This window comes from Bartonella sp. SL320 (genome assembly GCF_059687635.1).
In genome coordinates this window covers 344,668-370,492 of record NZ_CM185143.1, presented here as the reverse complement: position 1 = coordinate 370,492, position 25,825 = coordinate 344,668, and the positions used below count along the sequence as shown (strand labels likewise).

19 protein-coding genes and 1 pseudogene are annotated in these 25,825 nt (G+C 40.6%); 6 read left to right on the top strand and 14 right to left on the bottom strand.

Going from position 1 to position 25,825, the window contains the following annotated elements:
* Positions 1-76: 76 nt before the first annotated feature.
* The 3 genes from AC6ER8_RS01480 to AC6ER8_RS01470 form a co-directional block, all read right to left on the bottom strand.
* Positions 77-289 carry a hypothetical protein gene (locus AC6ER8_RS01480; RefSeq protein WP_497078752.1) on the bottom strand — a complete coding sequence of 71 codons (213 nt, stop codon included), beginning with the start codon at positions 287-289 and terminating at the stop codon, positions 77-79.
* Positions 290-617: 328 nt separating this feature from the next.
* Positions 618-821: a hypothetical protein gene (locus AC6ER8_RS01475; protein ID WP_497078750.1), complete on the bottom strand. Its 204-nt coding sequence runs from the start codon at positions 819-821 to the stop codon at positions 618-620.
* Between the two features lie 298 nt (positions 822-1,119).
* Positions 1,120-1,818: a hypothetical protein gene (locus tag AC6ER8_RS01470; protein WP_497078748.1), complete on the bottom strand. Its 699-nt coding sequence runs from the start codon at positions 1,816-1,818 to the stop codon at positions 1,120-1,122.
* A 1,119-nt stretch (positions 1,819-2,937) separates the two neighbouring features.
* Between AC6ER8_RS01470 and AC6ER8_RS01465 the strand changes: the two genes are divergently transcribed.
* From AC6ER8_RS01465 to AC6ER8_RS01455, 3 genes and pseudogenes are all read left to right on the top strand, one after another.
* A complete protein-coding gene (locus tag AC6ER8_RS01465) occupies positions 2,938-3,762 on the top strand; it encodes a VIT1/CCC1 transporter family protein (RefSeq protein WP_497078747.1) in 825 nt (274 codons plus the stop codon).
* A gap of 965 nt (positions 3,763-4,727) precedes the next feature.
* Positions 4,728-5,267: a dUTP diphosphatase gene (gene dut, locus AC6ER8_RS01460; protein WP_497078745.1), complete on the top strand. Its 540-nt coding sequence runs from the start codon at positions 4,728-4,730 to the stop codon at positions 5,265-5,267.
* Positions 5,268-5,408: 141 nt separating this feature from the next.
* Positions 5,409-5,653, top strand: a pseudogene (locus AC6ER8_RS01455) (dCTP deaminase/dUTPase family protein); the annotation flags it as partial.
* Positions 5,654-6,418: 765 nt separating this feature from the next.
* On the opposite strand, the gene AC6ER8_RS01450 reads toward AC6ER8_RS01455, so the two are convergent.
* Both AC6ER8_RS01450 and AC6ER8_RS01445 read right to left on the bottom strand, forming a co-directional pair.
* Positions 6,419-7,018 carry a biopolymer transporter ExbD gene (locus AC6ER8_RS01450; RefSeq protein ID WP_497078743.1) on the bottom strand — a complete coding sequence of 200 codons (600 nt, stop codon included), beginning with the start codon at positions 7,016-7,018 and terminating at the stop codon, positions 6,419-6,421.
* Positions 7,015-7,890, bottom strand: coding sequence for a MotA/TolQ/ExbB proton channel family protein (locus AC6ER8_RS01445; RefSeq protein ID WP_497078742.1), 876 nt, complete (start codon positions 7,888-7,890; stop codon positions 7,015-7,017). The genes AC6ER8_RS01450 and AC6ER8_RS01445 overlap by 4 nt, the downstream gene beginning before the upstream one ends.
* A 1,322-nt stretch (positions 7,891-9,212) precedes the next feature.
* Here AC6ER8_RS01445 and AC6ER8_RS01440 point away from each other — a divergent pair.
* Both AC6ER8_RS01440 and AC6ER8_RS01435 read left to right on the top strand, forming a co-directional pair.
* Complete coding sequence (locus tag AC6ER8_RS01440) at positions 9,213-9,551, top strand: ElaB/YgaM/YqjD family protein (protein ID WP_497078741.1); 339 nt, start codon at positions 9,213-9,215, stop codon at positions 9,549-9,551.
* A 3-nt stretch (positions 9,552-9,554) separates the two neighbouring features.
* The gene (locus AC6ER8_RS01435) at positions 9,555-9,998 is read left to right on the top strand and encodes a hypothetical protein (protein ID WP_497078739.1); all 444 of its coding nucleotides are present in this window, start codon (positions 9,555-9,557) and stop codon (positions 9,996-9,998) included.
* Positions 9,999-10,542: 544 nt separating this feature from the next.
* On the opposite strand, the gene glmM is transcribed toward AC6ER8_RS01435, so the two are convergent.
* From glmM to AC6ER8_RS01405, 6 genes are all read right to left on the bottom strand, one after another.
* Positions 10,543-11,916, bottom strand: a complete 1,374-nt coding sequence (glmM, locus tag AC6ER8_RS01430) for a phosphoglucosamine mutase (RefSeq protein ID WP_497078737.1) — start codon at positions 11,914-11,916, stop codon at positions 10,543-10,545.
* A gap of 834 nt (positions 11,917-12,750) precedes the next feature.
* Positions 12,751-14,907 carry an ATP-dependent zinc metalloprotease FtsH gene (ftsH, locus tag AC6ER8_RS01425; protein WP_497078735.1) on the bottom strand — a complete coding sequence of 719 codons (2,157 nt, stop codon included), beginning with the start codon at positions 14,905-14,907 and terminating at the stop codon, positions 12,751-12,753.
* A gap of 114 nt (positions 14,908-15,021) precedes the next feature.
* Positions 15,022-16,668 carry a tRNA lysidine(34) synthetase TilS gene (gene tilS, locus AC6ER8_RS01420; RefSeq protein ID WP_497078733.1) on the bottom strand — a complete coding sequence of 549 codons (1,647 nt, stop codon included), beginning with the start codon at positions 16,666-16,668 and terminating at the stop codon, positions 15,022-15,024.
* An 18-nt stretch (positions 16,669-16,686) separates the two neighbouring features.
* A complete protein-coding gene (locus AC6ER8_RS01415; protein WP_497078731.1) occupies positions 16,687-18,378 on the bottom strand; it encodes a tol-pal system YbgF family protein in 1,692 nt (563 codons plus the stop codon).
* Between the two features lie 54 nt (positions 18,379-18,432).
* Positions 18,433-18,954 (bottom strand): peptidoglycan-associated lipoprotein Pal, encoded by a 522-nt coding sequence (pal, locus tag AC6ER8_RS01410; RefSeq protein ID WP_497078729.1) that lies wholly within the window; start codon positions 18,952-18,954, stop codon positions 18,433-18,435.
* Positions 18,955-19,143: 189 nt separating this feature from the next.
* Positions 19,144-19,839: a DUF1013 domain-containing protein gene (locus AC6ER8_RS01405; protein ID WP_497078728.1), complete on the bottom strand. Its 696-nt coding sequence runs from the start codon at positions 19,837-19,839 to the stop codon at positions 19,144-19,146.
* A gap of 378 nt (positions 19,840-20,217) precedes the next feature.
* On the opposite strand from AC6ER8_RS01405, the gene AC6ER8_RS01400 reads away from it, so the two are divergent.
* Positions 20,218-20,964, top strand: a complete 747-nt coding sequence (locus AC6ER8_RS01400; RefSeq protein WP_497078726.1) for a YebC/PmpR family DNA-binding transcriptional regulator — start codon at positions 20,218-20,220, stop codon at positions 20,962-20,964.
* Between the two features lie 1,597 nt (positions 20,965-22,561).
* Here the strand turns inward: AC6ER8_RS01400 and tolB are convergent.
* The 3 genes from tolB to tolR form a co-directional block, all read right to left on the bottom strand.
* Positions 22,562-23,887: a Tol-Pal system beta propeller repeat protein TolB gene (gene tolB, locus AC6ER8_RS01395; RefSeq protein ID WP_497078724.1), complete on the bottom strand. Its 1,326-nt coding sequence runs from the start codon at positions 23,885-23,887 to the stop codon at positions 22,562-22,564.
* Positions 23,888-23,926: 39 nt separating this feature from the next.
* A complete protein-coding gene (gene tolA / locus AC6ER8_RS01390) occupies positions 23,927-25,267 on the bottom strand; it encodes a cell envelope integrity protein TolA (protein WP_497078722.1) in 1,341 nt (446 codons plus the stop codon).
* A gap of 95 nt (positions 25,268-25,362) precedes the next feature.
* The gene (gene tolR, locus AC6ER8_RS01385; RefSeq protein WP_497078720.1) at positions 25,363-25,815 is read right to left on the bottom strand and encodes a protein TolR; all 453 of its coding nucleotides are present in this window, start codon (positions 25,813-25,815) and stop codon (positions 25,363-25,365) included.
* Positions 25,816-25,825: the final 10 nt, after the last annotated feature.

Here is a 25,825-nt window from a genome sequence, read left to right as displayed (position 1 = left end):
ACCATCGAGCAGATTTTTCTATGACGCAAATTTTTCAAGAGAAATCCTTCACCCAGCGATAGAGAACAAGGTTTCTTTAGGGAGAGCAAGCATGGCGCCGCGCTTTGACCTTTTCCACCACAATGATAAGTTCAAGCTTTAACCAAAACGATAATACCCCTATTCTCAATGATTTTCGCACCACCTCATCCGCAACAGGCTGCTCCAATATCGATCCATTTATCGGCGCATCTCCTTGAGAGTTTTTTGCGCTTTTGCGTCTTGTCAAAAAAGAAAAGATGTGTTTCATATTGAATACCTTTTTTAATGCCTTTGCATTTTCAACTTCATTTCAGTTGATTCGAATGATTTGAATTAAACAATGCCCAAAAAAATCCAATAAAAATAGAGAGTTAAGTTATGAAAAAGAGAGGGTAAGTTTTACTGCCCAACAATATCTATTTTTCCCCCTCTAAACAGTCATTGAAATTCGATAAAATATTTTCTTATTTAAAAACAATAAGTTATAATCTAGGGGAGAAAGGTAAAAAACTTCCCCCTAAATAGGAAAGCATCCTCAAAATAACCCAAAAAAACGACGTAATTTCATTGATTTTTTTTGTTTTTTTCTGATAGAATTAATCGTCAGCTACCTTAGGAGGTGCCCCTCCGGTAGGTTCCCAATGAGCGACAGCTGCTAATTCCTTAATGAGCTTCTCTCTTGGTCGATTATCCTTATCGACCAACTTGTATTGAGCGGCGTGTTCACGAAGCCACTTTATAAGCGCTTTTTTAACAGTTTTACCTGGTCCAGACTTGCTCACCGCCTCCCATGCTGCCACAATAGCCGCAAGTTTTGGAACATAGTGTGGATGATTTGGATCTTGAAACGCATATTTCTGATCCTTAATTTCATCAGAATCATTCTTAGGGAAAAAATTCAGGATAAAAATCGCGCAAGAAAAACCAACAAAAAATAAGGGGGTAAGTTATGAAAACTATAGGGGAGGTTTCAGTCTTATGTGCGGTTTTTTCACCCTAACTTATTGTTACAAAAAACGTTTTTAAAAAGATAAAGAATATTTATTATGTAAAAACAATTACTTATAACCTAGGGGGAAGTTTAATCTATCCTCCCCCCTAGAAAGGCATTTCTGAATCATTAAAAGGAACAGAACAAACAGAATGATCACTTTTTTTAGTGTCTTTTTTGTCTGATAAAGAAACGCTAGCTTTTTTCGCAGGAGCGCCTCCTTCAGGTTTCCAGTTAGCAACACTTGAAACCTGCTCAATGAAATCCTTTGTTAATTCACCATTTTTCTTTACATATTTTTTAGCATTCTCTTGCAGCCATTCTGCAAGCGTTGCTTTAACGCTTGTACCACTCTCAGCCTCACTCACCGCTTCCCACGCCGCAACAGCTGCAGCAAGCTTTGGAGCATAACGCGGATGATTTGGATCTTGAAACGCATATTTTTGATCTTTAATTTTATCAGAATCATTCTTAGGAAAGAAAAATGCAGGGCGCAGCCCCCGTGATAAAAGCCATTCTTTTAAATCTTCAACCTTAACTGTCGTTTGAGATTCATCATAATTCCATGAATATGTTCTTAAACTCTCTGACTTTACCGCCAGCAAAATAGAGGAATAGACCGCTCTAAATTTTGCCGATAATAACTTATTATTATTATCATCATCATAGATATCACTCTCCAATAGACGCGAACGATCCTCAAACCTGCACTTTGCAGGGTTCATCCCAGCAATCAACAAAGCGGCATTTACCAACGTAATGGGATCAGAAAGTCGCCAATAATCCAAACTTTCATCAATTTCCATATATGCTCCCTTTTTTCTACACAAATTAATTCTTTTTTTAAATGCTAAAAGTAATCATCTATAAAGATTGCGCACTTCTCACATTGCAACTCATCCCATTGATCAAAATGAAGACTTCTCCCTTCCCTTGATCCGCAAGCAAATGATTGTGATTGATTCAATATAAGAAGTTTTGAAATAAGAGAATCCTACTGAATTTGGGGCTTTCATGCAAGATATAAGGTAAGGGGGACAAGGCGAACAATGCCCCTTTATAAAGCATAAATTTTCCTACTGCATTCCACAATTTAATAGAGAGTATCTCTTCTCTCGTTTATGCATTCCAACCTTTAAAACCAGTCCCAATTACAATACAAAAGATAATTTGTTAGACACAAATAAATCCACCTCAATGCCCATAATATCCTAAGAGGACAGACCTGCACTTAAAGCGAGATGCGAGGCGTGAAAACTATCCAATAAAAATGCCTTCTCATGAACCATGCTAAAGGCTGTCGCAAACATTGAGAACTAAGATTAAGTGATGACATTGGCATGTTCTTTTATGAAGCATCAAGATGTGAAGACTCAAAGTATTTCATGGGGAGAGCTTATATGATTTCATAGAGGGAATTTATAGTCTTTCACAAAATGACGCTTATATAATGTCATGGAGACTTTAGCGCTATACCCCTTCACGTGCGCCCTTGCGAAAAGGAATTTTGAAGCATTGAGAGAGATTTTTCAACAAATGCTCTCAAATTTCAAGAATTGCTATCGTCTTTTTGAACGCATCAAATAAATGATCGTGTGAATGATAGCGCTGGCTTATTTCTTGCCATACATTCTCAAACCTAAATCCATTGGCTCTCGTACAATATAATTGGAATGCTCCATTGAAATATTCTTTTTAGCAAAATCAAAGCCTATTTTCTTTTCAATTCTTAATCACGCCTCCCTCTCAACACCCCTTGATAAATCTCTTTTGTTTTCTTGATTTGCCTGATTTATTTTCATGAGCTCTCTGCATTCTTTTTTTCAGTGCAACCTTTTTGCCATTTTGAAGTTTTTCATTTTTAGGTTGACTTTCAGTTTATTTTTTATATTTTAGAATTATTCTAAAGTGCAAAGGAACAGGGAATGTTTAAATCGTTTTTTTCATTTGTACAACGTAAAGCTCTGTTCTTTCGTTCAGCACAAAAAATGATGCTTCAAGCGCTCAAAGCGAAAGAGCAGCATGCTGCACTCTATTTAGGATATGCAAAAGCTCTAGAACCTTATTCCTCTAAGGACGCCGCGGTTTTTACGGCTATGGGTCTTCAAGAGCTTGAAAATTATAAACAACTTTTGTGTCTTTCTTGCCATAATCGTGCACACACAGCCGATGGATTGTGTGAGCAAACTTCTTTTATGAAAAGGCAAAGGCTTATAAACAATAAAGGCAGCCATTCCACCGCAAAAACAACAGCAGCCAATCAGACAAAAAAGCCTTCGAAAGCGGAAAAACAAACATTATTGACATGGATTCAACCTGGTCTTGCAGGATTAATGGATGGCTCTGTCTCCACCCTTGCCCCCATTTTTGCCGCCGCTTTTGCCACAGGAGAAACGCATCAAACTTTTTTGATCGGGCTTTCAGCTTCCATTGGTGCGGGACTTTCAATGGGATTTACAGAAGCAGCCCATGATGATGGAAAATTATCAGGACGTGGTTCACCCTTGAAAAGAGGCCTTGCCAGCGGCATTATGACAACATTAGGGGGATTAGGTCATACGCTTCCCTATTTGATCAATTCTTTTTATGTCGCAACAGTGATTGCCTGTATCATTGTTTTTTTCGAACTCGGTGCTATCGTCTGGATCCAGAACAAATTCATGTCGACCCCTTTTTGGCGCGCCTCTTTACAAGTCATCATTGGGGGAGCTTTGGTTTTTGCCACAGGGATTATTATCGGCAGTATTTGAAAAAAATACAAATCCGTACAAATCCGTCATTGAGCTCTCTCTTAAGATCCTCCCTTTAGGAACATCGCGTATAGGGGCATCAAACCATCGTTGGCAATGCTCCTATTGAAAAAATGGTTAATAGTGCCATCGTCTGAATTCAAAACAAATTCATGTCGATCGCTTTTTGGCGCGCCTCTTTACTTTTTAGTGCGCCTCTTTACAAGTCATCATTGGAGAAGCTTTGTTTTTTGCCACAGGGATTATTAAGAGATTATTATCGGCGATATTAAAAAAAATACACGCCCTCCATAGCTTTGGTAACAACATATTGATTGAGATAATCTAGCGTTATTCAACTTGAATGAGAAACCCGAATACCGTAAAATTCTTTCATTTCAACTCTCTCACACATTACATCAACCATATCTCTTGCACGTTACAAGTGGGAAAAATTCATGTAGATAAAACGATATAATAAAAACATCTTTTCATGAATTGTTGAGAAATGCCAAGGTCTGTCGGCAACACGCAAAGGCTGGTACAAATCGTGTGATCATGCCCACTTTTACGCTACAAGCGTAAAAGTGAGGAAGGCGCGATAAATTTATCTTTATACCATTCACAAACCACCGCCGTGAAATGGGTGTGACGTGCACTTTGAGAAATGTTTTTTTAACAAGTGCATAAATGTGCAGCGCTCTCTCTTAAAATCCTCCCTTTGTACAAGAACATCGTACAGGGACCGCGTAGAGGGGCATCGTATAGAGGGCATCAAATCATCGTTGGCAATACTCAAAGGGCTCTTAGAACCTAAAGAGCTCTTAGAATGTTTCGGCATGCTTTGAAGTCTTGTGGATCAACAAGAGAAGATAGCCAAGCTCTGGGGACAACCTATATCAAAAAACCTTTATCGGCTTGTTTTATGGATATCTTTTGTTAAAGTGTTATTTTTCTAGCCTTCATATTTTGGAAATACCTTGATCATGCCGCATACACAAACCAACGCACCGCAAAACAACCAAGAAAATTGTGTTTCTTCAAAAACTGCACAATCCATAACTTTATCCGTCGAGATTCTTGAACACGGACAAGGTTTAGAGCTTCCTCACTACGCAACAGAAGGTTCTGCCGGTCTTGATCTACGTGCCGCCCTTGGCGAAGAAGAAACGCTCACCCTTGCACCAGGGCAGCGTGCTCTTATTCCAACAGGTCTCATTTTTCATTTATCACCAGGGTATGAAGCACAAATACGTCCACGCTCTGGTTTGGCTTTAAAGCACGGTATTACATGCCTCAACACCCCAGGAACGATTGATAGTGATTACCGTGGCGAAGTCAAAGTGCTTCTCATCAATTGTGGTCAGGAAGACTTTTTAATTGAGCGCGGTATGCGCATTGCCCAAACAGTCATCGCCCCTGTCACAAAAGTTAATGTTTGCACCATTGAACCAGAGCAAAAAGACAACCAAAGCCATACCCAAAGCCGTGGAACAGGAGGTTTTGGTTCAACAGGACATACTTAAAACACTCTCAAAAAATCTTTACCCTTGAAAACCATACCCTTATTCCAACAGATCTTTCCTTAATCACTTGATTTTTTGGAGTTCCCTTGGGAGGTGTGAAGCATAAATACGTCCACGTGTCTCACAAAACTTTAAAACACGGGCATCACATGCCTCAACATACCAGACACGATTGAGTGTGATGATCCAGAAGCGAAGTAAAAATCCTTCTCATCAATTGTGGTCAGGAAGACTTTTTAATTGAACACGATATGCGCATTGCTCAAACAGTCATTGCCCCCGTCACAAAAGTTAATGTTTGCGCCATTGAACCAGAGAAAAAAGACAACCAAAGCCATACCCAAAGCCGTGGAACAGGAGGTTTTGGTTCAACAGGACATACTTAAAACACTCTCAAAAAAATCTTTACCCTTGAAAACCATACCCTCATTCCAACAGATCTTTCCTTAATCACTTGATTTTTTGGGGTTCCCTTGGGAGGTGTGAAGCATAAATACGTCCACGTGTCTCACAAAACTTTAAAACATGGGCATCACATGCCTCAACACGCGAGGCACGATTGAGTGTAATGATCCGGAAGACACATCATCTTAATTGGATTAGGAAGCATTCATGGTCTTAATTAAAATAAGCAATCCAAAGGTCATAAGATTTTCTCACTGCCGATCTGTTTTTTCATCAATCAAAACCACCTGGATATTACAAGTGGAGCTAGCCAAATAGATAAAAACGAAAGAAAAAACGAAAAATGCTTCTACACATATGCCAAGAATGAGCGCATTGAGAAAAACAGCAAAGCGTATAGTGACGTCTCCCTTACTCTTTTATGAGACAAAAAGATGATAAAGCATCAAGATTGTAGCGCTCAATAGATTTATTCTTATTTTATAAGAACATTACACCCTTCATGAGCACCGTTGCAACAGCTTTAAAGTCATGAAAACACATAAGAACAATAACAGTAATTGTTTTTATGATTGATCTCACCTCTTACAGCAATTATGAAAAAATTTTACAAATCCGATAAGACCTATTTACCATATCCCGACAGGCATATTTGGCTTAATCAATCGATGATAATCTCATCATCAATTTCACTCTATGATTTTGATGAAAGTGCTTTATTTCCTTCAAAAAAGGCTATTTTTTTCTCACGGGGCAGAAGCCGTTCCAGAAATATGAGCGTTTCTTGGCTCATTTACCGTCATCGCCTGCCCCACCACATTAGCCCCCACGCCTTCAACAGCACCGTTTGTCACAACAGTCCCCCCTGTCCCTGTTTCATCAACTGTTTTATGATTACCCCCACCCCTTGCAGCAAGATTAGGAGAATTTTGTAATCCAACAAGACCGATTTTACCATATCCCGCCATGCGGATTTGGTTTAATAAATCGATGACAATGCCATAATCAATTTCACTATCGGCTTTAATTAAAATTTTTGTCTCTAAATTTTGCTTGGTCTCCCTCAACAAATTTTCTCTTAAAGCGGCTTGTTCTATCAGACGATCACCAATGTAAAGAGAACGGTCTTTTTGCAAAGTCACATACAAAGGCTCCTCCGGCTGAACCACTGAAGGCGCTTGCGTTATCGAAGGAAGCTGAACAGGAATAACAGATGTTGCCAAGGGCGCAGCAACCATAAAAACAATCAGCAACACCAACACAACATCAATAAAGGGCGTTACATTGATTTCACTGTGTAACCCACTCTCATCTGTCTCCAAATCATCATTAAAGCTTGCTTTCATTTTTTATGACTTTTCTGTTGTCTTTGTCGATCAAGTTCACGGCTCAAAAGCCTTTCAAGAGCCGCAGCGATATCCCCCAAATCACTGCGATACCCATTCAAAGCACGCATAAGGCTATTATACATAACAACGGCAGGAATCGCTACAAAAAGCCCAATCGCGGTTGCAAATAAGGCTTCAGCAATTCCAGGAGCCACCACATCAAGGCGCGTTGTTTGCGATTGCGCAATCCCAATAAAAGAATTCATAATTCCCCAAACCGTTGCAAAAAGACCCACAAAGGGTGCAATAGCACCAATGGTTGCCAGAACAGCGCTTCCACATGCAATACGACGTGTTGCAGAAAGCAAGCAGCGCGACAAAAGCGAATGAACCCTTTCTTTTAAACCCTCATGCACATCGCGAACATAAACATCGCGAGAAACATCTCCATATTGATCATTTTCCTCATAAAAGAGAATATCTTCAAGCGTTTGTGCACTTTTCCTTGGATTGCTTCTCTCACCAGCGCTTTCACTTGTCCCTTCAGGAACAATAAAATGAACCTGTTGTGTCGAAAGATAGACCTCTTTTAGAACTTCTTTGAGAAAAAACACCCCAGCCCCTTTGCTTTCTTTCAAACTAGCAGCCAAACGCGTAAGAGTCTGAGCATTCAAAACCAATCGTAGTTCTTGACGCACGCGTCGTTTTGCCACAGTGATCTCAATAATTTTTACAAAAGCAATGGTCCAAGACATCAAAGAAGCAAGCAGCAAAATAATGATAACAGCCTTCACCACAAAATCAGCAGCCATAAACATCGAAAAAGGAGAGAAATCATGCACGGCCAATACAGCAGAACTATTCTCTAAAGGGACTGTTTCAGATTCCATTTTTGTCTTACACTTTCGTGGTCTTATCTTTTTTATATTTTATGCATTCAACCGTCATCCCGCAGAGCATCACTCTTCCACAATGCTACTTCCCTTGTAACGTTACTTCCGCATTCCTCTTAAGAAAGAAAATTTGATAAATCAAGTATAGTTTTATTTTCCAAATTCTCTCTATTCTTCAAAGAGATCCCTCAAGATTTTTTTATACGCCTTCAACAAGTTTATCTTACTTTAGTCAATTTACTGCGTAAATTTGGCAAAATGATAGACTTATAAGAAATATTTCATATAATATTTTAATAAGCAAGAATAACGCCTCATCTTTCTACTTACAAGCCATTGACTTATAAGAATAATTTATCTTCCTTCCTGTTGAAGAAAATTCTTCATGTCGCAAGCTTTTCTCATTTCCACTTCTCTTTATAAACCCAACACAACATTGGCTAACATGGGATAATTTGTACGCGATCCGCAACCAAGATCAAAGATGGCACTCTTAAGAATATTTACTCCTTTAAAAATCAGGGTTCTGAAGCTTTCCTCTCACCATTAAAAATATGCTATCCGTATTTTCAACAAGAACAAGGAATAGATTGATTTAATAATGATACTATATAGCGTTATTCAACGTGAATGAGAATTTTTAAGTACCGTAAAATTCTCTCATTTCAAATCTCTTGCTGTTTCATCAATTAAAATCATGCCCCATTTTACAGCATCAATCAGGAATGTGATAACAGAAAAAACACGCATATATCATCTTTTCAGCCTTCAACCATCATCCAACCCCATCATAATAATCACCCCTCATCACAATATTTACCTTGCGCAGCAATGCCTTATAAAGACGGTTTATAACCTTATGAATTCTCCTCGTTGGCCTTTTCATCCCCTTTTTAGAGAGCCTTAAATTTTGAATATGGATTTTTTAAATTCTTAATTTTTTATTTCATCATAAAAAGCTATAAGCATCTCTCTATCTTGATAGACTTTGCTTCTCATGGTTCAAGCCTTAAGATATTTAAAAAAAACCTTTTATTAAAAAAACATACACCATGAGAAGCTGAAAAAAGACGCTGAATACCTTGAAAGTCCTAAATTTCAACAGCTGGGATGTCTTACGAACAAGGCCCCTCTTATAGGCTGAGTTACAGATGAGATTTATTTTATCAAAAACAGTTTTAAATTGTACAAAACGAAGGGAACCAAAAAAAACTTTTAGCGTTACCCCAGCAGTAAAAATTTTCACTCCAATGCAAATAATTACGCTGAACACACCAACACAAATATATTAAAATATATCCAGAGAGGGAAAGAATATCATGGCCAATAATAAAACAACACAAAACAATAAAACAGCGGCAGAAAAAGACCTACAAAAAGATCTCCAGGGACAATTAGAAACGTTACGCCATGAAGTTTCAGGGATGGCTTCAACACTGACGGATCTTGGTGCAAAAAAACTCAATGTAGCAAAAGACAAAGCGGAAAAACTGTATCACTCAGCCAAAGAAAGCAGTGAAGACATCATGTCTCAAGCAAAAGACAAAATCAGTGATCTTGAACAAACGATGAATGAATGCGTTCGCAAAAATCCTGGCAAAAGTGTTTTGTTTGCCGCAGGCGTTGGTTTTATTCTTTCTCAATTACTGCGTCGTTAAGCAATGCATAAGTTTATCGCTCCTCTTTTAAATCATCTTGTCGGTGGAGGGCTTAAAAGCACAGTCAAACAAGTGCGCCTTCAAGCCATTTGCTGTGGGATCATTGGCATTTCATTTTTCATGGCTTTGCTTTTTTTATGCATCATCGGTTTTATTGCCTTATGTTCTATGATGACGCCTCTTGCCGCCGCTAGTATCATGTTTTTAATTTGGCTTTTTCTTGCAGGATTAGCGCTTATCATCAACCGTGTTCTCAAGGCTTATCAACGCTATGATCAACAAAAAAAGACCGAAGAACAACGCCATAAACTCATGACAGATGCGACTGTTTCCAGCCTTGCTGTTCTCAGTCAACATCTCCCTTTTGCCAAATTGAGTGTTCCCATTCTCGGACTTGCGACTTATTTTTTATGGAAAAAAGATAAAAAAGACCGCTTTTCAGAGTAAAATTTGTAATGTCACTCGTCTAATTCCCCTGAAGTGCTTTCTTTTATAATAAAGAAAGCACTTCTTTCGTTTTTTTAGCTTCTTCAAACGCTTGAGAAAAAAATCCCTTTTCATTTGAGCTAAAAATTCCATAAAACCGCTTCAATACTTTTCACACAGCAACCCATGTAAACATGAAACAATACTTCATCTAAAAGTTTTAATTTGAAGTGATTGATTGTTTTTTTTAGAAAAAAGCTGTTTTGCTTGTCTTTATATTTTCATCAGCCCTTTTACCACAACCGAAGATCATCTCACTAATTTGAATGTGGTCTGATTATTCTGAACACGCATATTTTCCTTATATACACTTCAAGAATTTTTCCCCTTCTCAAGAGGCTTGTTCTAGCACACACACCAAAATCCTCTTATTTTCCTCCCCAAGCATCAAAACATCATCAAAGGTCAATCGCTTCTACTCAATGAACTTTCCTCCAACAGCTCATTCCAAAAGCCCCCTTCTGTTTTTTTTAAAATGACCTAATCGCTTATATCTTTAAAAAATTCAAGTTTCCTCAAGTGCTGCCCCCACACTTGCATCATGATAGGTGATCACATCCATCAACTCTCTCACGACTGTGTCCAATATGTCTCGTGCATCCCCTTCAGCCATAAGGCGGATCACCGGCTCAGTTCCAGAAGCACGGATCACCAACCGTGCCTCTTTTCCCAGCCGCTTTTCTGCTTGTTCAATGGCTGTTTTGACGGGATTTTTTTTCAAAACATTTTTATTTTTAATCGTTACATTTTTTAGAATTTGCGGGACAGGTTCAAACCGTTTACACAATTGGCTCATAGGACTTTGACTTTCCTTCATACAAGCTAAAATCTGCAAAGCCGCCACCAACCCATCACCCGTTGTTCCAAAATCACTAAGCACAATATGCCCAGAAGCCTCACCGCCAACATTATATCCCTTTTGACGCATAGCATCGACAACATAACGATCTCCGACTTTTGTCCTGATAAGATCCAACCCTTTGCCGTTCAAAAACCGCTCCAACCCTAAATTAGACATAATCGTTGTAACAACGCCATTGCACCGTAATCGTCCCATTTGATGCCAATTTTCAGCAATTACAGCAATCAACTGATCCCCATCAACCGTTTGTGCTTTTTCATCAACAATGAGAACACGATCACCATCTCCATCAAGAGCAATCCCTACATCAGCACGCACTTCATGTACTTTACGTTTTAAAGAGCTTAAATCCGTTGAGCCACATTTTTGATTAATGTTGGTCCCATTAGGTTCATCGTGAATAGCAAAAACCTCAGCCCCCAACTCCCATAAAGCACGGGGTGCTGCTTTATAAGCAGCCCCATTGGCACAATCCACAACAATACGCACAGCATCTAAGCGAACATCACGCGGCAACGTGCGTTTGGCATATTCAATATAACGATAAATATCCCCCTCAACCCGTTTTGCATAACCAATTTCAGCAGAACTTGCTAAAGATTTCGAAAGATCGGTATCGATTAATTGTTCAATTTTCGCTTCCATATCATCTGAAAGTTTAAAACCATCCGGACCAAAAAGCTTAATTCCATTATCATAAAAAGGATTATGAGAAGCAGAAATCATCACCCCAAGATCCGCGCGCAGTGAGCGACAAAGCATGGCAACAGCAGGGGTCGGCACAGGGCCCAATAAAAAAGCTTCCATCCCCGCAGCCGTCAACCCTGAAACCAAAGCATTTTCCAACATATAGCCAGATAATCGGGTATCCTTGCCAATCACCACACGACGCGATTGATGTTGTGAACGGAATAAAATCCCCACAGCCATCCCTACCTTCATGGCAAAATCGGGTGTCATAGGAAATGAATTGGCTTTTCCCCGAATTCCATCTGTACCAAAATATTTTTGTACCATGCCTCTTTCCTTTATCTTTCTTCCCTTGGCTTTTTTAAAAACTCAAACAATCCCCCTTGGTACAATAGATCCCCTCACCATATTCCCTTCCCCCTATAAGTAAGACCATTGAACGCGCCCCTCATCTTTTTAGATCATCAAAAACCTCTTTATCATCTACATAACCTAAACCACTCTCAACCAATAATGTTTCTACACCGCACATATAAAACAATATTATCTCCTAAAAAAGCTTTACATATCCCTTAAACAGCAACCAAAGAATATTTCATGGCTTGAAGCAAATTTGTATAGCAATCCATTGTTAAGCCTCTCACCTGACCCCAAATCTGCACGGCTCCCCACCATCAAACCTCTCATCTTTACCAAATAGACAACCAGCACTCCATCATCTCACCTCAAACCCTGCTAAATACGAAAAGAGCACTCCAGTGTTAAACCTCCCACCCTTGACCCCAAATTCGCACGGCTCCCCACCATCAAACCTCTCACCTTTGCCAAATAGACAACCAGCAATCCATCAGCTCACTTCAAACCCTGCTAAATACGAAAAGAGTGCTCTATCGCCAAGTCTCACAACCCTTTTTCCAAGGCCACAAAGCAATCTATCGCTTCCCCTCGAACACTTTTTGCCAAATCCGCAAGGGAACAGACCACCTTATCCTTTGCTAAAGCCATCATAATACAACGGTTTTATACAACAGCTTTGCTTAATTTTTTGCTTCCATATTTTGACAAATATTACATCAAAGGCGCAAGCATTGCCTGCGCCTTTCTCAAAAAATTTAGAAATTTTTTTCAAAACATAGCCACTCAAGCGTTCTTAAAAAGCTTTTATTTTTCTTTATCAGATTCTGCAGGTTTTGGCTTTTTTCCAGCGCTGCTTTTACTTTGAGAACGATTAACTGACTTTGTAGAACTTTTTGCGCTTTGTGATTTTTTCTGAGCTTCATCCGGTTGCGCCTTTTTAGACTCAGTCTCCTTGGATTTAGGATCACTGGATTTTGCTGTTTTCTTTCCACCAGCGCCTTCTGTTTTGCTGTCCTCACCTTGAACGCTCTCTGCTTTATGGGCTGCTGTTTTAGCGTCTTTTTCATCAACTACAGAGTCCTCTGCCTTCACTGTTCCAGTTTTTGGAACAGAGGAAGTTCGCGGTGCAGCATTTTCATCTTTTTGTGTGCGTGAAGGGGGCTTTCCTGCAATGACTTCGTTAATTTCAGCGCCTGTTAAAGTTTCATATTCCAACAAGCCTTGAGCCAAAGCAAACCATTCTTTTCTTTTTGTTTTCAAAATTTCCGTAGCACTTTTATAGGCATCATCAATAAGCTTACGCACTTCCATATCAATCATACGGGCTGTTTCTTCAGAGATGTTTTGTGTTCGCGCAACAGAATGACCTAAAAAGACTTCATCTTGGTTATCGCCATAAGCGACATTCCCAAGCAGATCAGAAAATCCCCACCGTGTGATCATGGCACGCGCTAATTTGGTTGCTTGCTCAATATCAGAAGAAGCCCCCGATGTGATATTTTCCTTTCCAAATTTCAATTCTTCAGCCACACGTCCCCCCATCATAATGGCCAAACGAGAAATCATCCAGCGATAACTCATGGAATAGCGATCACCTTCTGGCAATTGCATCACCATTCCCAATGCTCTTCCCCTTGGAACGATTGTTGCTTTGTGGACAGGATCAGCAACCGGCACATTGAGAGCCACGATAGCATGTCCGGCTTCATGATAAGCCGTGAGCTCTTTTTCCTCTTGTGTCATGGCAGTTGAACGGCGTTCAGCCCCCATCATCACCTTATCTTTTGCATCTTCGAATTCTTGCATTGTCACCACTCTTTTATTACGGCTTGCAGCCATAAGAGCAGCTTCATTGACAAGATTCATCAAATCTGCACCGGAAAATCCTGGAGTTCCTCTTGCTAAAACTTTCAGATCAACATTAGGCGCTAAAGGAACATTGCGCACATGCACTTTCAAAATTTGCTCACGTCCAGAAACATCTGGATTTGGCACAACAACTTGTCGATCAAAGCGCCCTGGTCTCAATAAAGCAGGATCAAGCACATCAGGACGGTTTGTTGCGGCAATCAGAATAATACTTTCATTGGGCTCAAACCCATCCATTTCGACCAGCAACTGATTTAAAGTTTGCTCGCGTTCATCGTTTCCACCCCCCAGTCCAGCCCCCCGATGGCGTCCAACAGCATCGATTTCATCGATAAAAATAATACAAGGCGCATTTTTTTTAGCCTGTTCAAACATATCCCGCACACGGCTTGCCCCAACACCGACAAACATTTCAACAAAATCAGATCCTGAAATGGTAAAGAAAGGCACATTGGCTTCACCCGCCACCGAGCGTGCTAACAGCGTTTTACCGGTTCCTGGAGGACCAACAAGCAAAACACCACGTGGAATACGCCCTCCTAAGCGTTGAAATTTTTGTGGTTCACGTAAAAATTCAACAATTTCTTGCAGATCTTGTTTTGCTTCTTCAACACCAGCAACATCCTTAAAGGTAACACGTCCTTGTGCTTCATTAAGCAATCTTGCTTTCGATTTGCCAAATCCCATTGCGCCGCGAGATCCATTTTGCATTTGTCGCATAAAAAAGACCCACGCCCCAACGATAATAAAAACAGGCAGTAAGGAAAAAAGAAGATTAAGGAATATACTATTTCCAGAGCTTTCAGGAATAGCTTTAACATTGACGTTTTTGCTTTCCAATTTTTGTATCAAACCAGGATCACGGGGTGCAAAAGTTGAAACAGTTCTACGTTCGACAGTTTGTCCTGTTAATTTTTGACCTTGAATGGTCACCGATTTTAGCTCGTTATTCTCAACTTTTTGCAAAAACTCAGAATAGGAGACTTCTCCACCACCAGAACGTTGACTATCTCCATTAAAGAGAGAAAACGACACAATCAAAATCAAGGCAATAACTCCCCAAATGAGGAGAGAGCGGTAATTGGAATTCATATTCAGCCCACTTAATCAAATATAGATTTCAAACAGTTCCCCTTAACATATAACCTTGTCAGCCCCTTGCCAAGAGATGAGAAGCTGTTTATTCTCTTTTAGCGTTATTTTTCTTTATCTTTTCACCTCAAGATTAAAAAAAGGTTCCATAACATTCACCAACGCAGCATCTTCCCGTGAGGAAAGCCAATTGAAAGGCGCCATAATTCGCTTGATGATAACATTTTTATAAACAACTGCTTGAGAAATCAACTCTGGAATATCATATCCTTTGTCATGTGAAATCATCAGCAGCGATTGTAAAGAGGGGAAATGAGGTTTTTTAAGATAAAAGTCGCTGTTTTTCAATAAAGATTTCAGCTGTTCTAAATGAGCCGCTCCAACCTTTATTGCTTCAGATCCATGATTGATAACCTGATAGCGTCCATCCCATATGAGCGTTTTATTAGGCTCAACAAGAGCCTCTTTCATATTTCGTCCTTCACGCCAAAAAGCGATTCCCCTTTTATTATATTCAATCACACAGCCAGCATAAGTAAAACGCTTTTTTTCTGAAGAATGAAGACAGATTTTTTGAACAAGCCTGCTCAATTTTTGCTTAGGGAGCAAATAGAATCCCCCACCCATAAGCACCGCAAAAAGCCCGATAACGAAAGGAAAACAGGAATGTTTCTGTAAAAATGGTGCAGGCTTTACGATGAAACAACGCCCATGTTGCACCGTAATATCCAGCGCTGAGATCAAATCGGCCATATTTTGCGCTTGTTGACGACGTTGTAATGCGGCTTCATTTATTTTTTGAGCAATATCAGCAAGCTTTTGCGAAGAAAGAGATTGACGCACACGCACACGTTCAAAATTGCGATCTTCGTTTGTGGGATCCTCAATCCATGTTTTTCCTTGTGAGCGTAAATAATGCCGCAATGTTTGACGTTTGACACCAAGAAGCGGCCGAATCAAACGCACTTTTCTATGCAACAATGCCTCACGTGGAATACAAGATAAACCACGTGCATAGAGGGCTCCATAACTTTTTTCGGCAATATCGTTTCTCGTTTTTCTGGCATGACCTTCATCATGCAACACACCAGCAAAACCGTCCGCAGGAACATCCTCACGCAGAGCACCCGCTTTATCACCCAACGCACCAGCAAAACCGTCCGCAGGAATACCCTCACGCAGAGCACCCGCTTTATCACCCAACGCACCAGCAAAACCGTCTGCAGAAATACCCTCACGCAGAGCACCCGCTTCATCACCTAACGCACTGGTAAAACCACCCGCAGGAACACTATCATGCACGGCACCAGTTTCACCGTGCAAAGCAGCCCTACTCTTTTGGAGACGTTGATACCGCATTTGATAGGTTTCAACCTGATCATTGAGTGTATGACCCGTCATAATAAGGGAGGCACCTTGTTTTTGTGCCTCCAGAACCAAAAGATCATAGCGTGCAACACGGGCGCTGGAAGCAATATGCGTCTTTGGTTTTTCGCCCTCCCACCGCACAGTGATATGTTTAATGCGATGGGTTCGACAAATTTCCGCAACAATTTCCGCTTCACGTGCTGATTCTTTACGCAATTGATGATCAACCGTGACAGCAATTATTTCTGGGGAAACAGCGAGGGTTTCCAAATGTTCCTTGACTAAAAACATCAAAGCCAAAGAATCACTTCCCCCTGAGACGGCAAGAATCACGCGTCGACACTGAATAAAATCCGATGTTTTAAAGAGGTTTCTTGCCAATCTAACACACACCGAACATGACCTCGCTGCTTATTTTGCAGATTTACAAAACACTGACTCTAACATTTGATGATGTTTTGATTTTTTCATAAAATGCGCACAATCCCCCTTATTGGGTTCAAGAGCGATCATACTTCTTGCTAATTTCAACAAAATCTCGGAAGTATAGAGTTTCTTTTTATCGGCATACCATGCGCTTAGATAAACTTGTGCTGCTTCATGATAACGTTTTTGTCCCAACAAAGATTCAGCCAACCAAAATAAAGCATCATCACTCAAAGGATCTTTTTTGTAGCGATTTTGAAAAGCACAAAAGCTTTTTTCAGCATCAACATAATTGGCAGAACGAATAAAATCATACCCTTCCTTATACAAAGCTTTGGAAGAAGAAAGAGCGTCACTCTGATGTGATTCGACATGAGCACTTACATCATGATCCTTCACATCAGCAACCTTTGTCTGATCATCAGCACTATGTTCCTGCTCCATCTTTTCTTCTACAGTTTGGGATTTTTCATCCAAAGCGGCATTTTCAGAGGAACAAGAATAAACAGAAGTGTCTTTTTTATCAAAAAGCTCATGAAACTGCTTGCTAACATCTTTTAGATTATTATGCTCAAGTACCGTTCGTATCTTATGTAAAAGCTTATCTAAGTCATAATCTTTAAATAAAGCCTGCTGATTCTCTAAAATAATTCCTTGATGTTCCGAAATACCAGAAGCTTTTTCTATCCCCTCAGAAGCAGCTTTATTAGCGGCATCAGTGGCTTTTTTCACCGCATCGGAGGCAGCCTTATCAGCGGCATCAGTGGCTTTTTTCACCGCATCAGAAGCAGCCTTATCAGCGGCATCAGTGGCTTTTTTCGCTGCATCGGAAGCAGCCTTATCAGCAGCGTCAGTGGCTTTTTCCACCGCATCGGAAGCCTTATCAGCAGCGTCAGAAGCTTTTTTCGCTGCATCGGAAGCAGCCTTATCAGCGGCATCAGTGGCTTTTTTCGCTGCATCGGAAGCTTTATCAGCAGCATCAGTGGCTTTTTCCACTGCATCGGAAGCAGCCTTATCAGCAGCATCAGTGGCTTTTTCCACTGCATCGGAAGCAGCCTTATCAGCAGCGTCAGTGGCTTTTTTCGCTGCATCGGAAGCTTTATCAGCGGCATCAGTGGCTTTTTTCACCGCATCGGAAGCAGCCTTATCAGCGGCATCAGTGGCTTTTTCCACCGCATCGGAAGCAGCCTTATCAGCGGCATCAGAAGCTTTCTTCACCGCATCGGAAGCCTTATCAGCGGCATCCGTGGCTTTCTCCACCGCATCGGAAGCAGCCTTATCAGCGGCATCCGTGGCTTTCTTCACCGCATCGGAAGCCTTATCAGCGGCATCAGAAGCTTTTTTCGCTGCATCGGAAGCAGCCTTATCAGCAGCATCCGTGGCTTTTTTCACTGCATCGGAAGCCTTATCAGCGGCATCAGTGGCTTTTTTCGCTGCATCAGAAGCAGCCTTATCAGCGGCATCAGTGGCTTTTTCCACCGTATCGGAAGCTTTATCAGCGGCATCAGGTGCGTTTTTCTCTGTATCGGAAGCGGCTTTATCAGCGGTGCCAGCTTTATCCGTCTCATGTGCAGGATATTCCGAAGTCTTTCGCGCCGCACTTTCAGCAAATGAAAGTGAACAAGCTACGAAAACCGCCATATAAAAAATCGTTTTCCAATTTATTTTACGATACATTCTTTTCTCCCCTTAAGAGCTTATTGAATGGTTGAAATAAACAATTTTCTTTCTTTAACGACTATTCATGTCATTCAGCGTTGTCACAGCACGTCGATTTTGATTCCAACAGGAAATATCATCACACACCGCCACAGGCCTTTCTTTTCCATAAGAAATTGTTTGAATCCGTTGTGCAGACACACCAAGAGATACCAAATAGTTTCGCACAGCAACAGCACGGCGCTGTCCAAGTGCCAAGTTATATTCACGTGTTCCCCTCTCATCGGCATGACCTTCGATCATAATAGAATAATAAGGATAATGAAGCAACCATTCTGCTTGGCGTGTTAAAATACGTTCAGCATCTGCATCAAGTGAAGAAGAATCGAGACTAAAAAACACGCGATCTCCCACATTAACGGTAAATTCTTGCCCTGAACCTGGTGACACTTGATTGAAACCAGCATCATTCATATAGGCGCCATTCATACCGTTCAATGCCCCGATATTTTTTTTACCACACCCACTCAAACATAGAGAGACAAAAAAGAGAAGAGCAAAAGAATGAAAAAGGGTATTTTGGGTAAAGCGCATAGTCCGTTTCTCCTTGAATTTCGTAAAGAAGGGTAAATTCTTAAAAATATTTCTTAAGAATAACTGTTAATTCCTAATGAAGACGAAATTTTTTTACTTTTGTCATCATTTTTTAGTCTCTACCAATTTTTCTTCTCTCCAGCCATTCCTCTTGCATTTTTATGAGAAATGTTACCCACGTCATGCTGTTTACGCATCCTCTTGATCTTGATGATTTTTTTGCAGCGCATTCAACTTTGCAAATACTTTATCAGCATCAAAAGTCTTGCTTTGATTTTCTTCACTCTCATTTTCCTCTAGAGCAGCGTTTTCTGTCACAGAAGCAGGAAGCAACGACCTATCTTCTTCTGCAGCAACAGGGCGATTTTTTGCCGCACGCTGGAGTTCAAAATCTAAATCGATTTGTGAACACAAGCCAAGTCCTACAGGATCAAGAGGAGACAAATTTGCACTATTCCAATGGGTTCGAAGGCGGATTTGTTCAATCGTTGCTTTTGTTGTTCCAATCAACCGTGCAATTTGTGCATCTTTCAACTCAGGATGATTTGTAACCAACCATAAAATACCATTGGGACGATCTTGACGACGAGAAAGAGGGATATAACGCGCCCCTTTCCGTTTTTTTTCAGGAATGTGCACTCTCGATTGAGAAATTTTCAAGCGTGCATTTTGATCGGCCTCCACCCGTGCAATTTCACTGCGTGTCAACTGTCCAGAACTAATTGGATCGAGACCTTTAATACCATAAGCTGCCTCCCCATCGGCAATAGCTTTTACTTCCAAAACATGCAATTTACAAAATTCTGCAATCTGCTCAAAAGAAAGAGCTGTATTATCAACCAACCAAACAGCTGTCGCTTTGGGCATCAAAAGTTGCGTTGCCATTTTTATAAATCCTCTTCTGCGCCTCTTCTATTCTATGAGGCAGGTTACCGCCCACTCAAGAGCACTGAAATCTTTGTTATATGTCAGTTTTTCCCACCCACTCTTAAAAACAAAGCGAGGCATGGAATAAACCATTTTGCCATGAGATTATATTTTGTTATAGCGTGATTTTTGCTCAACGACAAGAGACCTCTCTTATCATGATCCTTAAGTAAGGGGATCTTTACCTTTAAGATGAATTTTCTTATAAAGGGTTTATTCGATTATTTCACCGCATGCTGTGGCACATTTATTCTGGTGGGATGCGTGGTTTTATCGCCTTGAAATTCTAAAGAATATCCAACTGGAAAGACAGCCCTTGAAACAGGAAGGAAAACTATGGCCGGTCATTCACAATTTAAAAATATTATGCACCGTAAAGGGCGTCAAGATGCAATGCGCTCAAAAATATTTTCTAAGCTTGCACGCGAAATTACCGTAGCAGCAAAACAAGGTGCACCTGATCCAGCCATGAATCCACGTTTAAGGCTGGCTGTCCAAAATGCCAAAGCACAGTCGATGCCGAAAGATAATATCGAACGCGCGATTAAAAAAGCTTCCGGCACCGATGTCGAAAATTATGATGAAGTCCGCTATGAGGGTTATGGACCAGGCGGTGTTGCCGTCATTGTTGAAGCATTAACAGACAACCGTAACCGCACCGCTTCAAACGTACGCGCCGCCTTCACCAAATCCGGAGGAGCCCTAGGAGAAACAGGGTCTGTAAGCTTTATGTTTAATCGGATTGGGGAAATAATTTATAAGCCAGAAGCAGGAACAGCAGACAACATCATGGAGGCAGCCATTGAAGCCGGTGCTGAAGATGTACAATCAGAAGAAACCGGACATCATATTACCTGCGCATTTGAAGATATTGGTGAAGTTTCAAAAACACTTGAAGCAAAACTGGGTGAAGCAGAATCAATTAAAACAATTTGGAAAGCCACCACCCTTGCTCCCATAGATGAAGAAAAAGCTTTATCCGTTTTACGGCTGATTTCAACATTAGAAGAAGATGATGATGTGCAAAATGTTTATGCGAATTTTGATGTCAGCGATGAGATTTTGGCAAAACTGTCCGTATAATTCTCATCATTGGGCTTTCGCTTTACCCCCTCGCTTTACCCATGAGGGACTGAAAAAACATCTCTTTCCTCTTTAGACATACATATCATGTATATACAAAAACCCCGCGTCAACAGCGGGGTTTATCATTGACAATAAATTGATTTATAATGATAAATTACTGTTTTATATGTTGAATGAGAGCCTTTAAAGAGTGTCAAATTCTCTCATTTCAAATCTCTCTGATGTTGAATCAATCAAAACGACTTAGCTTACACATAAAAAGCTAAAGAGAACCATGTGGATAAAAACTGTTTAAAGAAAAGACTAAAAATGCCATTTCATGAACCGCCCTCAAAGCCAAGAGCTATCGCAACACTAAAAAGCTAGCAAAATGTATGATAGTGCCGGCTTGCTTCTTCACAAACTTCAAAGATGGCAGTACCCAATGGCTTTATCGTTATACCATTCATAGTCAACGCCGTTAAATGAGTGTGATACGCGTTGAGAGATGTTTCTTTAAAATAAGCCCATGAATGTGCAGCCCAATGGCGTTTCATTTTTACACAGCCAAAAAAACCACAATCAATGGCAAAAAATAGAACCCATTACCCCAAAAAAGGCATTGAAAAAAAACATAAAGCAAACATCCTCCAACTCTCAAACAGTTTTGACGATAAAAGCCAAGACTTCGTACGCTCACGCTTTACTTATATATTCTATCTGTATTCTAAGAATGCCCCTACCCCTCTCTAATTTGTTGTTTAAGATTAACCTTATCCGCTCTCCCCTCAAGTGATAAAAATTTTACCCCAATCTGGTCTGTAAACAATTTGGATTTTCTAAGACGCACTCCTTTTCTCACGCATGAGATTTACTTGCAACTGCAGGAAATATACCTTATCATATTGATTTATAAAAAGAGTTTAGCGTTATTAAACTTAAATGATAGCCTTTAAAGAGCGTCAAATTCTCTCATTCCCAATCTATCTATTGAGACAATTAAAATCATGCGCTTACACATTATATTATTAAACAGAAAAATCCCGTGTGCCATAAAACTTAAAAGGTTAAAAATACCATTTCATGAACTACCTTAAAAGGCTGTAAGTCTATTGCAACATTCTAGAGCTTGTATAATGCTCGCCTTACGCTTTCATTGAAGCATCTAAAATTTCTGGAGTCATTCAACGTTTTTTTAAAAGACGTGCTCCACAGTCTTTAAGATAGGATTTTCCCCTAGGGTGTTTTCTCATTCGTTAAAGAAAAACACATCAGCAGAAAAGCTAAAGAAAGCCTGCTTGACCACAAGCTGGCCTCTGAGCCAACCAGATCAGAGGGAGTGTCAAAAACATCTATAGCGATAGCTTGAAGAATAAAGGCAATCTAAAAACCTCAAAACAGCGATCTTTTTTAAGGAAATTGTTTTTTAAAAACGTTTTCCTCTCAAGAAAGTTTCATGACCACGACAGCCAAAGCTGAGTAAAACTGACAAAAGCTCCTGTAACAAATTCTTGCTTTTAAATTCTTAAAGACCATGGAAACTGTGTAGATTTTGGACTTTATATATTTTCTCTATATTCTGTATTTTCATCAAGCATTTTTTTATTGTATTTTTTTATTGTACATTGAGCAATGGCGACCATGCTGGATCAGAAGCATCATTGGGTGTGGGGAGTTGACGTTCATTGCGTCCTGTAATGTCAATGGTATAAATTTTAGGTCCCATACCGGGATTTTTACGAAAAAACATCAACACACGACCATTAGGAGCCCAAGTCGGTCCTTCATTATGAAACCCTGTGGTTAAAATTCGTTCTCCTTGTCCATCAGGGCGCATAACACCGATAGAAAATTGTCCGGCTAATTGTTTTGTAAAGGCGATATAATCACCCCGTGGCGACCAAATGGGTGTCGAATAACTCCCCTCGTTTGAAGAAATCCGCTGAATATTAGTGCCATCGGCATTCATTTTATAGATTTGCGGCTTTCCGCTACGGTCTGAAGAAAAGACGATTTGTTTTCCATCCGGAGAATAAGAAGCAGAAGTATCAATAGCAGAAGTTGTTGTCAGCCGTGTCATTGTACGGGTTCGCAAATCCATGGTGTAAAGATTTGCACTTCCATCATTTTGCAACAAACTCATGATGACTTTTTGTCCATCAGAAGAAAAACGGGGAGCAATTGTCATGTTATTAAACGTTCCGATTAACTCTCTTTGCCCCATTTCAATTTGTTGGAGATAAACATGCGGGATTTGATTATCCTCATAAGCCATATAGGTAATTTCTTGTCTTCTGGGGGAAAAACGCGGCGTCAGCACCAATTCACTTCCATCAGACATATAAATCAAATTTGCGCCATCTTGATCCATCATGGCTAAACGTTTAATGCGTGCATTTTGGGGGCCTGTCTCATCGATAAAAACAATTCGTGTATCAAAATAACCACTTTCCCCGGTCATCTCACTATAAATCTCATCTGCGATCATATGCGCCACACGTCTCCAACGTTCTGTTGCGGTATAAAAACGCCGCCCTTTCAGTTGTCGTTGCCCAAAAACATCCCATAAACGAAAATCAACCCTCAAACGCCCGTCGTTTTCTCTCATGACTTGCCCCGTCACCAAACCTTGGGCTTTTATTTTCTGCCAAGAAGCAAAATGCGGTTGTTTATTAGGGTTCAAAATTCTTTCAAAAAATTTTTCCTTATCAAGTGGTAAAAAAAGCCCCGAGCGTTCAAGATCAGCTGACACCACAGCCGATATTTTCAATCCAATCGAATCATTGGAAATAAAATCCGTAATGGCAATAGGAATGGGATTAAAATCAGCACTCGAAATCGTTCCTTTCAATTGCGCATAAACTGATGAGGAACTGAAAAGCCACAAACCACAAGTGACAATACACCACGTAAAAACTTTATGTCTCGTTGTACTTATCATGGAATTTGTCCTTTCATAGCCGATTTCTCTTTTCTTTTGTCATCTTATTTCTTGGAGGGGATCAACATTAAAGTCAAAACCCTGCCCCCACAGGTCATATTGATCACGCGGAAGATCCGCATAAGGTTGGCATGAAAAGACAGCCGCATATACCTGCCTTATCATAATTGCTTGTTGGCTCTCAAGACCGCTTACGGGATCAATGATAGGATCGCCCATAACCATCCCGTCACGGTCTAAATAAAAGCGCAACCGCACAACAGGACGGTTTTTTAAATCGCCACCAAGCGCAACAAGTTTAAGCTTCTGTTGAATACATCCCCCCGCAATATTGACCAATGTTTGTGCCATTTTTGTGGTATCATTAATGTTTTTTCTTGCCCCCATTGCTTCTGGTGTATCAGAACGTTTTGCGCCCCCTCCCTGTGTTCGTGCACGATTGAGCAAATTATTTTCTTCCATCGCTAAAATATCTTCAATGGTTTGTTTTTCTTGATTTTTCTTGTTAGACTTTGGCGTCTTTTGATTTAATGTAGCCCCATTCTTCATTGAGGATTCTTTGTCAAACTTTGGCTTAAACTGTGGAAGAAGAGGTTTTTCTGGAAGTGCAATTTTAGGCTCTTGATGAACAACCTGCTCTGCTGGTTCCTTTTGTATCTTAGGCGCCTCTTCTGGCGCTGCCAAAGTCTCCTCAGGCGCGGGCTTAGGCGCCTCTTTCGGTGTTTCCAAAGTCTCCTCAAGCGCAGGCTTGGGCGCCTCTTTCGGTGTTTCCAAAGTCTCCTCAGGCGCAGGCTTAAGCGCCTCTTTCGGTGTTTCCAAAGTCTCCTCAAGCGCAGGCTTAAGCGCCTCTTCTGGCGTTTCCAAAGGCTCCTCAGGTGCAGGCTTGGGCGCCTTTTTCGGTGTTTCCAAAGGCTCCTCAGGTGCAGGCTTGGGCGCCTCTTCTGGTGTTTCCAAAGGTTCCTCAGGTGCAGGCTTGGGCGCCTCTTCTGTTTTTGTTTCCACTGGTTCTGTAAGTTTGGAGGTTTCTGACGTATTGCTTGGTGGCGATGATGTGGTCTCAACAAGACGCGGCTTTTCCTTTGGTTGAAAAGGTGCAAGACTATCTATTTTGCCCTCTCCAACATGGCGTGCATCCTCTATCTCTTGGGGGGCAGTCGTTGGTTTAACGGCAGGGATTGCACGAAGCGGCGCTTTCACAGCACCTTGTTGAGAAGAAAACTCTTCCATCAAAGGAGCAAGAGTGATGGGAATTGCTTCCAAGGGTTGTGGTAAAGAAACAGAGTTTGTAAACTGAACAGCACCCCAACTGAGAAAAATGACATGGACCACAAGGGATAAAGCCAAGCCTCGTTTCATGCTATGATAGGAGTCTTTGTTCATTCTTTATGCCTTAATTTATACCTTACATTTTTTCATTTTTAATCACTCTGTGCTATTAAAAAAACATAAAAAACAATAACTTATGAAAAAGTTTGTTATTGCGCAAGACTTGCCAACGCAACTTGAGAAAAGCCTGCTTTTTGAATATCTGCGAGCAATTTTAAGACTTGTTGATATTCAACAGTTTTAGCAACCCGCACAAAAATCCGTTGATCTTTTTGTGTTGCATCCGCTTCCAGAAGCGCTTTAAGCTGTGCAATTAGCTCTTGTGAAGTTTCATAATACTCTTGATGAATAGCAAAGCGTCCTTGTGCGTCAAGTGAAACCGTAAGAGGTGTTTTTTGCGCACGCACAGGGCCGGCTTGACTCCGTGGCAAATCCAGAGGAACACCATTCACCAAAAGGGGCGCAGAGACCATAAAAATAATAAGCAACACCAGCATGACATCCACAAAAGGAGTCACATTGATCTCACTCATCAGCTGTTTTTGTGAACGATTCCGTCTACGGGTATTTTTTCGAGAAGAAGAAGCAACAGAAATGCCCATAGGACAAGCT